Below are 12,470 nucleotides of genomic sequence, written 5' to 3'. Positions count from 1 at the left end.
GATGAATCCCGAAACCGCGCACGAGGATGTCATGAGCCTCGCACCGGGCACAGCAACCGTGTACGACGTTCCCCTGCAACTCAACAAACTGCGCAACGATGTCACCTTCTACCCCGTGCCATTCGACGAGCTGGTCGTGCCGGTGTGCCCGGTGTCGAAATTACGCAAGCTCGTGCGGAATATGATCTATGACGGCGTGCTGGCGTATTTGCTCGACATCGACATGGCCGAAGTCGAGCGCGCGCTGCAAAAACAATTCAAGGGCAAAGCCAAAGCCGCGGCTATGAACTGGGAAGCCGCGAAAGCGGGTTATGAATTTGCGCAGAAAAATTTCACCAAGGAACTTCCTTACCGCGTCGAACGCATGAATGAAACCGCGGGCAAAATCGTTATGGACGGCAACGCGGCAGCAGCGTTGGGCTGCATGTTCGCCGGCGTCACGGTGGCAACCTGGTATCCCATCACGCCTTCATCATCATTATGTGAATCCTTGATCGAATTCATGAAGCCGCATCGCCTGGACCCAGAGACGAAAAAAGCAACGTTCGCCATCGTACAGGCCGAAGACGAACTGGCCGCGATCGGCATGGCGATCGGCGCCGGTTGGGCGGGCGCACGCTCGATGACTTCAACGTCCGGCCCCGGCATTTCATTGATGGCCGAGTTCATTGGATTGGCCTACTACGCCGAGGTTCCCGTCGTCATTTTCGATATTCAACGCGTCGGACCCTCGACCGGCCTGCCGACCCGCACCATGCAGGGCGATATTTTATCCACCGCCGTATTGTCGCACGGCGACACGAAACACCTCATGCTGCTGCCCTCTTCGATCGCCGAGTGTTTCTCCATGGCAGTGACGGCCTTCTATCTGGCGGAAGAATTCCAAACGCCGGTGTTCGTGATGAGTGATCTCGATCTCGGCATGAATCTGTGGATGTCCGATCCGTTCGCATATCCCGAGGAACCGATCCATCGCGGTAAAGTGCTCAGCGCCGCTGATCTGGAGAAAGTGGCGGAGTTCGCGCGCTACAAAGATGTTGACGGCGATGGCATTCCCTACCGCACCCTGCCCGGCACCAAGCATGTGAAAGCGCCGTACTTCACCCGCGGCAGCGGACACAATGATCGTGCGCAATACAGCGAACGCCCGGAGGATTATCGTGCGAACATGGATCGTCTGGCGCATAAATTCGATACCGCCAGGCAACGCGTGCCCGCGCCCGTGCTCGAACGGAACCCAGGCAGCCGCATCGGCCTGATCGCCTACGGCACGAGTCACTGGGCAGCGCTCGAAGCGCTCGACGAGCTGCAGCAGCAACATCAAATCAAGGTCGATTATTTGCGCCTGCGTGCCTATCCGTTCAACGGCGAGGTGAAAGACTTCGTCGAACAACATGAGCGCGTTTACGTTGTCGATCAGAATCGTGACGGCCAGATGTACAGTTTGATGGCGATGGATTATGATGAAAGCATACACGCAAAATTGCGCAACATCCGTTGCTACGACGGCCTGCCGATACCGGCGCGCATTGTGGTCGAAGGCATTTTAAACGAGGAGAAAAACTGACATGGCGCATACACCTGAAAAACCGGCCCGTCCGGCCCCGGCAGCAAAAGTCAATCGTCTTGGCCTGGCGCGCGAGAGCTACCGCGGCGGCAAAACCACGTTGTGCGCGGGTTGCGGCCATAACGCCATTTCCGAGCGCATCATCGACGCGTTTTATGATATGGGCGTCGATCCTTATAACGTTGCAAAGTTTTCTGGCATCGGCTGTTCCAGCAAATCACCGGCCTACTTTCTAAATCCGTCACACGGCTTTAATGCCGTGCATGGCCGCATGCCCTCAGTGGCCACCGGCGCAGCTTTGGCAAACCACAATCTCATGATCATCGGCGTCAGCGGCGACGGCGATACCGCCTCGATCGGCATGGGTCAGTTCGTGCACCTCACCCGGCGAAATCTTTCTATGATTTACATCATCGAGGATAACGGTGTCTACGGCCTTACCAAAGGCCAGTTCTCTGCGACCGCGGATAAAGGCTCCAAACTCAAAACTGGTGTGGTCAATGATCTGCCTGCCATCGATATGTGTGCGATGGCCATCGAGTTGGGCGCCAGCTTCGTCGCGCGCGCGTTTTCTGGCGATAAGAGCCAGCTCACCACCATTCTCAAAGCTGCGATTTCACACCGCGGCATGGCTTTACTCGACATCATTTCGCCTTGCGTGACGTTCAATGACCATGAAGGCTCGACGAAAAGCTACGATTATGTGAAGGAACACGAAGAGAAACTCAGCGATCTCGGCTTTGTGCCGTTTTTTGATGACATCTCGGTGGATTATGCCCCGGGCACGACGCAGGAAGTTACGCTGCATGACGGCTCGCGTTTGTTGTTGAGCAAACTGCCCGCGGATTACAATCCTTCTCGCAAGATGGACGCGCAGCGTGTGCTTGCCAAGGCGCGTGAGCGCGAGGAGGTGCTGACCGGCATCTTGTACGTGAATCCCAAAGCAGATGACTTTATCAGCCTGCTTAACCTCGTCGACGAGCCGCTGGCCGTTTTGCCTGAAAGCCGCGTGCGCCCGAGCCGGGAAACGTTGCAGCGCATTATGGACGATTACACGTAACCGCAGCGCCTGTCAAAACAATTAGCCCGCAATTCGATATTGATTGCGGGCTTTTACATTTCAGCTTCAATCGACGCTTGTGCCAATGCTGCCAGCCTGCCAATGGCGCTTATATATTTTGATCGGCGCCTTACTTTTGCCCATCTTACAAACGCACGCCCGCTGCGATCAGCCTATCCCCGCGGAGTATAAAGCCTTGCGCCATGCCATGGGGCAAAAACGATACGACCTCGCCCACCAGAAACTCGATAGCCTGCTCCAGCAGAAAGAAATTTTTCCACGCGTTTTTCAGACGGCAGCTTTTCTGTACATCTATGAGAACAAAGCACAAGCCGGCGTGACTTTTTTTGAGCACATGCTGGCGGATTCGGCCTATCAAGAATACCGCGGTGAGGTTGCAGGCGCCCTGGCAACGCTATATCATTATCTCAAGGATAAACCTCAAAGCTTGAGGCATGCTGAAAACGCGTTGCGCTATGGTTGCCGGAATCTCGGGCCATATGATCTTTTCATAGAAATTTGCGATCGCGGGCAAGCCCTTAAATTTATAACACAACAACGCAACTTGCATCCACAAAATTGGCGTTTGAATTACGCCCAAGCCTATTGGCATCAGGTGAAAAATAACCACATTCAGGCTGAGAAAGATTTTTTTTCTTTGCTCTCAGGCAGTAAGGGGTGCTGGGAAATATACCTTGGCGTTACAAACAGCCTTAAACATCAGAATGAACTTGAAAAGGCATACAATGTACTAACACAAGGCGTTATCAATAGCCAGCGAATAAACGATGAAGAAGGCCTGGCACAGCTTTTTAATGCTTTATCCCAATTAGAACTCCACCGCGGTCATCTAAAAGAATCGCGATATTTTCGCGATGAAAGTTTAACGTTTGCAAAAAAAATCGGCAATGAAAAGTTGGAGTATTTACTGCACTTAAACTTGAGCCAGGAGCTTCTCAATCATTATCAATGGTCAAAAGCTCGGCAGCATCTTAACTTCGTCCGTGACATGGCACAAAAATTTTCAGACGCGCATAGCCTGCAAGTGGCGTTCTATCAATTGGGGAGACTGGAAAGGAATCTTGGTCACTGGCAAGCGTCCAGAAAGAATTTTTTGCGTGCTTCTGCCCTCGCCGATTCAATTGGCCAGCGTGAATATGCCCTGCAATTGCTATACAGCATTGCTGTGACGGATTTAAATGCAGGTCGCGTGCACCAAGCGCTGGAAAGATTCTTGCAAAACGAGGAGCAAGCAAAAAAAAATGGGATCGCCCTACACCGGCCAATTTATTTTCAAAACATCGGGAATGCCTACGAAGAGCTTGGCCAGTACCCGCAAGCGCTTGTCTATTATGACAGCGGCCTGGCGCATGCACGAAAAAGCAAAGAGCGAAGACGCTCTTTGAGTCTCAATATAGATCGCGGACGTGTGCTCATGCTATTGCAACGCCCGCAAGGGGCCTTTCATCTGTTTCAATCAGTTGCTGATACCGCATCGCAAGCGGGTTTCCTTGATCTCGAACTTGAAACCAAAATCAATTTAGGCGAGTTGTTGCGGCGTACCGGCCAATTCGCGGCTGCCGAAAGCCTTCTCACTCAAACACTGGCACGCTTGCAAGAATCGCCGAATTATCTTCACTACTTAAAAGCATTCACCCGATTAGCCGAAACCGTGCTGCAGGCCGGGGATCTTCAGCGCGCAGTTGCAATCTACCGCCGGGCATTAGCGGTTGTCGCCTCCAACACGCGAACGTCCAATTTGCAGCAGGCAACCTCATTAGCGATAGATGAACGTGCCATCTTTTTCGGGCTGAGCCGCGCGCTCTTGCGAGCCGGGGAAACCGCAGAAGCGCTTTGCCTGACGGAACAAGCTCGAGATCTTGTCGTGCAGCGTAGCCGCTGGCAAGCGCGCCAATTGAGCGAGAATCAGCCGGAACATTCGGCGCGTATTAAAGTGACCCGCTTAGATTCTTTGATAACATTGCAGCAATTGCGACTTGCTGTGGACAGCGTCGACGCTGAAACGCCTTTGTTGCGCGCGGAGTTGCAGCGCCTGGAATTGCAGCGCGAAAGCCTTGTGCAAGACCTTATGGTCAATCTTGCGGCGCCGCAGCCGGCATTTAATCAAGATGCGCTCGATCAATTCCGGCAGTCTTTAGGAAATCAGAAAGAGATTGCGATAAGTTTTTTCGTGGGTGACACGATCAGTTTGGCATTTTTGGTGGCAGCCGATACCGTCAAAGGCAAGGAGATTTCCGTTGGCCGCCGCGCCCTCGAACCGCTGCTGGCCAGAATTAATCCTGCTCTGCGTTTGCGCCTAAAAAACTCTTCTGGCTTAACACACACTGCCTTTGATACCTCGGCCGCGCATGAAGCTTACAATTTATTGTTGCGGGATTTTCTATTCGTGCGCAAGGAAAAAGCGCTGGCTCTCATTCCGGACGATGTTTTGCACGCCCTGCCTTTCGAAGTTTTGGTGACCGAGCCTGCGACGCAAACAGAGGTGCAACATCTAGTCAAAAGTCATGTGACGCGCTATGGCCTTTCTTTGCAGTCACTGCATCAGCCCGAGGCAAAACAGTTTGCCGTTAATTCCTTTCTGCTGATTGCAGACCCTCGACGCGGGCGTACTCTGGCAAGTGGGGTAGCAACACGGCGACGAGCGAACTCCTCCGCACTACCTGGCAGTAAAGCGGAGCTGGAGGCAATCACGCAAGCCGTGAAGGTTCAGCGCACGCTGGCGGGCACAGAGGCTACACGCGAAAACGTGTTGGCCGCTTTGCCGGACTGCGACTGGCTGCATATCGCCAGCCACGCGGCAAGCGAAGCGGGAGAGCCGCATTTTGCTGAGATTCTTCTGTCTGAGACGGAAGCAACCGAGGCGCACAATAAGATTTATGCCTTTGAAATTTTTCGCATGCACTTGCGCGCCAAAATCGCGATTTTGAGCGGTTGTGAAACGGCGCGCGGCCTTTTCTTAAACGGTGAGGGTTTCGAGGGATTCGTACAAGCGTTTCGCGCTGCCGGCACGCCCAGCGTGATCGCGAGTTTGTGGTCCGTGGATGATATGGTAACGGCAAAATTTTTTCAACGATACTATTACGCATTATCGCGCGGGAAAACCGCAGTGCAAGCCCTGCAAGCGGCCAAACTTGAAATCTTGTCGAACGAGGATAACAGTGTGTTGGATTGGGCAGGATTCTGTTATTACGGTTACGATTGGCAGGTCCAGTTGGAATCGCCGAACAACGCACACGGCTGGCTTATTCTAGGAATTTTGCTCGTAGCTTTGACCGGCGGGGGTTATATTTATTGGCGTCGCCGTACGAGGAGTTCGGTATAAATATCACAGCACGCTTGGCTAACCAAACCCTGATTCAAACAACAATCCCGACTGCTTCGCCCTAAGCCTGCATTCAACGGCGCGATCCCGCATCGTCCGAGGGCCCGCGTTCTTGAGCTGGCGTTCGCTTCACTCCAGAGACGTGTGACGAAATGGCTGTCCAAGCGCCGTTGCGCTTGATAAGCACGTTGGTGGATTGATAGGTCATTGCATAAGGGCCGGCCTCATCCTGCCCTTTGACTGTGCCCTCACCCGCCACGATGGCTGTGCCGTTCTCGAACACGTCCAATCTCTTGATGGAGAAAACCAAAGAATCATATTTGGGCTTGTTCTTGCTAATGTATTCAAGCTCGTCGTTCTTTGTCGACCAGTTGCCGGCGGCATCGATCCGGCAGAACTCCGGCGCAAGGATCGAATCGAGAAGCTTGACATCCTGCTCCGCATATGCTCTGGGCCAGAGAACCTCCTTAAGGTGCCGGAGGGTCGCTTCGTCTCGATCATTGCCCAAAACAACGACTGAAGCCAACAGAGCCAGAAGCACACCAAACGCAGCGACTCCGAGTCCAGACATAGCGTTCTTCCAAAAACATAACACTTGCGCGTCTGCCCAATAAAAAGCTTTACGGATCATGTTGCGCCACCCTTTCTTGAATAATTGTGCAACACAACTCTGGGTTATTTGTGGCACAATGGTAAGTAGATGTCCCTATATAATCAACTGAATTTTTGTAAGCGCTTCAGATTTTTAAGCTCTGCTGTTGATCTCAAAATATCTTTATCACATAAGCGCCGGAGTTTTCTCTCCGGCGCTTCATAAATTTAACCAACACTAATACCAACCACCACCATTGCCTGGCGGAGGCGGTGGCGGGGGTGGATCATCACCACTCTGTTGCGTAGAATTACCGCTATCGCTTGCCAAATTGGGAACATCTTGACTCTCGGGCGAAGTTGGCAAATTTGCGGAACAGGCGTGCAAAGACAACAACGCCAATAACACGAGTAAACGCATGACTGAACGCATAGTTTAAGCCTTTCTGATTGAAGTAGAATGATGCTTAACTGACAGCTATGCGGATCAGCCGGCCGACTGCGACGCAAATCATCACGCTTTTTCATATGGATGAGCAAGATCATAGTAGCTCCCGCATGCGGGCAAACCTGCATGCCAAGATTTTGGCGTGCCGGCAGCGAACCCACAACAGGGGATAGACTTATCAACCTTGCACAAGCAGTTGAAAAGGACGTGAACGAAATGAGTAGCGTCAGGAGATTTTCACTATGATGTAGTTTGCTTTTGAGCGATGAGAGCGCTATTTTACGCCTCCATCATCGTCTGATAAAGCGGTAGGGCCCAGGTAGTGAACTCTCCCCCTTTCTATCAGACAAGACCCAGATGTTATCGTTTTACTCACAAAATTTTTCAGGATGATCATCTTTCTGGAGGATCGTAGCAGCAAGGTGGTTGAGGTGTTAACCTTTATCCGTGGAAGGAAAAAACCATCGCGCAAAATCCTAAAGTAATCGATCCCGATTGGATTGCCTCACGCCGGCCAATCGTACACTATTACCTCAAAAAGAAATGGGGCCTTTCCGGAGCGGATTTAGAGGAAGTGACCCAGGAGACGATGTTCGAGGCCTTGAAGAGCTTTCACAATTATAAAGGGCTCAACAACGCTGAACCCGGAACATTTTTAATGGGAATTGCCAATAATGTGACGCAAACCTTCTTTCGTAAACGCGGCAGACACCAGCGCCGCAGTGCGCCGCTGAATTTCGCCGATAGTATTGGAACGGTTTTTCGTGATGAAGCCGAGGCCAGCGACCTTGCCCGGCATCTGCGTGCAAAAATTTCCAAACTCCCGAAAAATTATATCCAGGTTTTGGAGCTGATCTTCTACAAAGGCATGAAAGAAGGCGAAGCGGCCAAGCATCTCAACCTGCCGCCCGACAAAGTCTATAGCCTTAAATCCGATGCGCTGAAACGATTGCGCAAACTGTGTTTGAAAGACCCAATTTTTCGCTCGCTGTTTTATTTATGAATTCAACGATTTGCCAGAGGTGGTTATGTCTTGCGTTTATCATGATCAACCCGAAGTGATTGCCGCTTATGCCCGCCATGAGCTTCCCGAACAAGAACAAGAAAAATTCGAAGCCCACTATCTCGGTTGTGAAGACTGCAGCCGGGAACTTTTTTTGATAGAAAAAACCCGGCTCGCGATGAATCAGCACGGCGCTGTCATTTTCGCTCGAGCGCCCAAAGCCCTCTCATCGCTTTCCTTGACCGAAACCCTGCAAAAAATTCGTTACTGGTTTGGCAATGCGGCAGCCGCCTGGTTGCAAGAGAGTTGGCCGGCTCTGGCTGGCTATGCGCTTCTGGTTATTACTCTGGGCGTGGGCTACACCTGGTTATCGCACCAAGAGGCCAAGCGCGCCACAACAAACACAGCCGATGCGGGCACATCGCTCACAACTTCACCACATTCCACAAAAACTTTTGCTCTAAACCCGCCGGCATGGCCTGATGAACTTTACGCAAAACTTGCCCAACAATCGTCACCAGCAGAGTGGCAAGCGGCGCGACAATCGTATATCGACAAGGACTACAGACCTGCCGCGGAGCGGATCGAGCAATTGCTACAAAAAAATCCCGAGGCCAAACGCTTGCAACTTTTTTGGGGTGTCAGCTTGTTGCGCATCGGAGAGTTCACAGCAGCCAGCATGCAACTCGAAGACTTTGTCGCTCAATATCCGCAGGATTTGGCTGCCACCTGGTTTCTGTCTGAAGCCTACCTTGCACAAAATTCCCCGAACAAAGCCAAACCCCTGCTGCGCAAGCTTTACTCCTCGGGCGACTCCCTTTATGTCAAACTAGCTTCCAATCAACTCGAATCTTTATCTTCCGCGCAAAAACCTTGAATTCATGCTTCGCCTGCACCTGTGCGATTGACGCTCGCAGCGGAGTCTTGTGTTATTGAACCGTCGAAAACGATAAAAAGAATTTCACGCGAGAGGCGGATTTTGGGGAGCACGAAAAACGCCTGATGCGATTTCCGGCCTCGGGCGTTTTTCATGGCGCATTGCGCAAATCACAGTGACTTGCATTTGTATAAATTCCGGTGTCATAAAAATCGAGCTGTATGCCGCTAGACGCCGCAGGCTGAATTTTTAAAAGTCTATTTTCGTGCAAAACCCTACCCCGATTTTCAGACAAACTGAAAATCGAAGCTCTTCGAGCAGCTTTGAAAACTTCGCTCACAGAAGCAGAACGACCACAGCAAAAAAGCCTTTTCAGCGGGATTTCATTTCAGCGGGCGAAACACTTTCAGAATTGCAAGAATTTAGCAAATGAACCCAGAACAAAAAACCGCCCACAAAAATAGAAATCCCACAGAAAATTTAGCTTTTTGAGTTCAATTCAGTGGGATTTCCATTTCAGTGGACGAAAACTTCAAACGGCTAAATTCTTACTCAGAATTTTGCTCTAACTTTGAAAAGGTAATCACTTAAAATGCAATAAGCCGTTTTCATAAAATGCGAAAAACTGCTTGCATGTAAGTTTGGTGCGATTAAATTCTATCCACTTTAATCCCAAACAAAAGGCGTTTCATCATTTTGAATCTCGTAACGGTGGAGTCTATGGCGCGCAGCAAAAGCAAACAACGACGCATGCGTATGCAACGCAAGCAGCAACGAAGAGCCCGTAAGAAACGTCAAAAGGCTCAAAGAGCCGCAGCGCAGGCTTAGGAAGCCTTCCAGGCATTTCCATAAACCGCAAGTCAAACACGCGCCTGGCGCAAGAGCTTCTCAGTGCTTGTGACATACGCCAGGCGTGGCCGACTTTCATGATAATTATGGCGAATCCTTCATCAGGCATCCGACGCGAAGGATGAAATGATTTTCAAGAAACCGCCGCAAGCCGAACAATAGCCGGATATCTCCCAAGCATCAATCGTTTTATTAATCGCAGTGAAGAGAGAACCCTCACGTCTTTCATTTGCACTCGAAATTCTCCCACAACCGTTTTTCTGCACAAGCAATTCCTTTCCGCAGCGTTGCCCATTTGGCTCTGGCCAAAAACCTCTCTCATTTTCCAAAAAATTTCTTAAGAATTTTGCCGGGTGCCGGCATCACTAGTTACAGATCAGCGAGTTTAGTCTGCTGGTGAAGATGCGCGCGGCCATCTGCGCCTTTGCATTTTCACATTCGACTTGCTCAGTTCGGGTTTCTTACAAGCTGGCAGGATGCCTGACTGTAAAAGGAAAAGCCAGCATGGTTTTATTTTCAGGAGAATTGCGTTATGGCTATCACGATGCAAGGCGCGTGGACAATTAGCGTCAAAAGCAAAAACGCTTCGTTCCCGCAACGGTTTTTAATTCAAGGCAGTGACGGCGCTGACGGGATTTATCCCGGCGAGCCTGGCAGCCCGGCAGTGAACGTCACCGGCGCACAATGGTCCATCACCATTCAGCACAACCCTGACGGCCCGGTTTCGTGGCTGCCATCTGCCGAACGCGTGACCAACCCCGTGCTTTCCGGCAGTCAACTAACTTTCGACATTCAATCCAATGATTCCGGCGGCGATGACGATTACAATGATTTGGTGTTGTCGTGCTCGACCGCGGCCAATGACTCCGAGTTCGTGCTTTATGGCAATGTTCGCACGTATGAGGGATTCTGCTTTAATCCGTGCTTTCGCTTTCCGTGGCTGGTCATTGATACGGCGCAACACTTGCGCGAGTTGTTGAAATACCCGGCAGTGAGCAAAGTGATCGAGGCGCTTTATCCTGAGCGCGTCAAAATCATTCGCCGGCCCTTCCCGGAGCCTGATCCTGCGCCTTTCCGGCCCATCATGATTCCGCTCAGCGCCTTTACCGAAGAGAGCGGCGCGGTTTTCGAAAACATTCAAACCAATGCGCCTGCGGCTGTTGCAACCTCGATGAAATCCATAACCGCGTTTGCACGTTTGTCGCTGAGCGCCGGGGTATTTGATCGCGTATCTCCGCATGTGCGCGATCTTGCGAAATTGCTTGATCGTATTCGCTTCCATTGCTCCGTGAAGGATCAACCTGGCCTCTTGCTGCGGTTTTTGGAATATGATCGGACAGCGGATGAATTGGCGGGTGGAGCTTATTCCGGCGAGGGTGACCGGCAGGTTCTTGGCCTTACCGTAACGGACGAGCAAGGCAATTATATTTTTCGATTCACGCGCACACTGGCAGATATTGCTGAAGAAGTCAGTGACGTGCCGTCGGGAGGCGCGTTGGCAAATGAATTGCGGCCGGATATTCTCGTGCAGGTGGTTAACGGAACAACCGTCTTGTTCGAAACCGGCTTGCACACCAACATACCGAATCTCAAACGCATTGATCTCTGCATTCCGGAGAGCGTCATCAATCCCGGTCCAACCGCGTGCCAGGGCGGCCGTGCGATTCAAGCGATCGGCAACATTTTCACAATCTCGGGCGTGGGCAACACGCTCGATGCCGAGGGCCGCATCACAGCAACGCATTCATCCGGGCCGCAAATCACGCGCGGCGCTTGGGCTGGCAGATTGGATCTGTTCGCCTGCTTCACCGATCAACCCGCGGTGAAATACTACACCATTCGTTTTCGCAAACCCGGTTCGGGATGGTCGTTCGTGCAGGAAGAATACAAGCACGTGTTCATTCCATTTATTGGCGATCCCGGCCACCCGGCGCACAAAGTCGGGCCATTCACACGCACACTGACGATCGACGGCGTGACTGATCCCAATGCGCCCGCTTATAATAACATCGAATCAGATTCGCAATGGCTGGCCACGCACCGGCTGCGCAAAGTGAAACTGTCAAGCAGTGTTTATGCCGATCAACTTTATTTGACGGATCATGCCGGCCCGGTGGAATTCAAAATCGAGGGCTATGACGCCAGCGGCAACAAAGTTGCCGGCGCGGAAGATACGATCACACTTTATCTCGACAATCGACCGGTCACTGGCGACATTGACACGATTGCACTCGGCGCAATCGCGCCCGGCGAATGCGGGTTGTTCGAACTGCCGTCAGCAAACGCGGCGTTAACCATTCGTTTCAAAGCAGATCATCCCGGCGGCTTTACGCAACGCTATTATCTCGACGTGCGGCGCGGCTCCAACACCGCCGTCGCGGTCAGCGATACGGCGACGCCGGTTCAGCCGCTTGATCTGGTTTACAACGAAGCAACTCATGGCAACTTTTTCTTCGGCACGTTCAATGGCGTGGCGCCGGATAGCGACAACTATGTGCTGGCTGAATTGCAAGCTGATAGCGGCGCCTGGTTGCCCTCCGACAAGAATTTCTGCGCCTTCGCGTTCGAGCTGTGGGGCGTGCGCCGCGCCACGGATGGTTACCATCTGAATGGCGCGCATCGACTCGATCAGGAATTGATCGGGATCAGCTTCACGCCTCCGGCAGCTTGAACAGCATGAGAGTAATGACCATGGATTTCTACTGGCTGTTACTTGCCACGCTGAGCGCCTG

At 51.9% G+C, this 12,470-nt stretch carries 8 protein-coding genes; 7 read left to right on the top strand and 1 reads right to left on the bottom strand.

The features are described from left to right. The 3 genes from FBQ85_17220 to FBQ85_17210 all read left to right on the top strand — a co-directional run. Nucleotides 1–1,567 (top strand): 2-oxoacid:acceptor oxidoreductase subunit alpha (locus FBQ85_17220; protein ID MDL1876888.1); only part of this gene is annotated, 1,567 nt, incomplete at its 5' end. Nucleotide 1,568: 1 nt separating this feature from the next. Further along, nucleotides 1,569–2,627 carry a 2-oxoacid:ferredoxin oxidoreductase subunit beta gene (locus FBQ85_17215; protein ID MDL1876887.1) on the top strand — a complete coding sequence of 353 codons (1,059 nt, stop codon included), beginning with the start codon at nucleotides 1,569–1,571 and terminating at the stop codon, nucleotides 2,625–2,627. Between the two features lie 79 nt (nucleotides 2,628–2,706). After that, the gene (locus FBQ85_17210) at nucleotides 2,707–5,970 is read left to right on the top strand and encodes a CHAT domain-containing protein (GenBank protein ID MDL1876886.1); all 3,264 of its coding nucleotides are present in this window, start codon (nucleotides 2,707–2,709) and stop codon (nucleotides 5,968–5,970) included. Nucleotides 5,971–6,043: 73 nt separating this feature from the next. Here FBQ85_17210 and FBQ85_17205 read toward each other — a convergent pair whose 3' ends face one another. Then, complete coding sequence (locus tag FBQ85_17205; protein ID MDL1876885.1) at nucleotides 6,044–6,601, bottom strand: nuclear transport factor 2 family protein; 558 nt, start codon at nucleotides 6,599–6,601, stop codon at nucleotides 6,044–6,046. An 871-nt stretch (nucleotides 6,602–7,472) separates the two neighbouring features. Here FBQ85_17205 and FBQ85_17200 point away from each other — a divergent pair. The 4 genes from FBQ85_17200 (at nucleotide 7,473) to FBQ85_17185 (ending at nucleotide 12,409) form a co-directional block, all read left to right on the top strand. Beyond that, nucleotides 7,473–8,012 (top strand): RNA polymerase sigma factor, encoded by a 540-nt coding sequence (locus tag FBQ85_17200; protein MDL1876884.1) that lies wholly within the window; start codon nucleotides 7,473–7,475, stop codon nucleotides 8,010–8,012. Nucleotides 8,013–8,037: 25 nt separating this feature from the next. Beyond that, entirely contained in the window at nucleotides 8,038–8,889 is an 852-nt protein-coding gene (locus tag FBQ85_17195) for a hypothetical protein (GenBank protein MDL1876883.1), read from the top strand. 720 nt (nucleotides 8,890–9,609) lie between these two features. Then, entirely contained in the window at nucleotides 9,610–9,717 is a 108-nt protein-coding gene (locus tag FBQ85_17190) for an aminopeptidase (GenBank protein MDL1876882.1), read from the top strand. Nucleotides 9,718–10,270: 553 nt separating this feature from the next. Next, a complete protein-coding gene (locus FBQ85_17185) occupies nucleotides 10,271–12,409 on the top strand; it encodes a hypothetical protein (protein ID MDL1876881.1) in 2,139 nt (712 codons plus the stop codon). The last annotated feature ends 61 nt before the right edge of the window (nucleotides 12,410–12,470 follow it).

This window comes from Cytophagia bacterium CHB2 (assembly GCA_030263535.1).
Classification (GTDB): Bacteria; Zhuqueibacterota; Zhuqueibacteria; order Zhuqueibacterales; family Zhuqueibacteraceae; genus Coneutiohabitans.
Note: the sequence above shows the minus strand (reverse complement) of the source record. Positions and strands in the feature narration are given on the sequence as shown.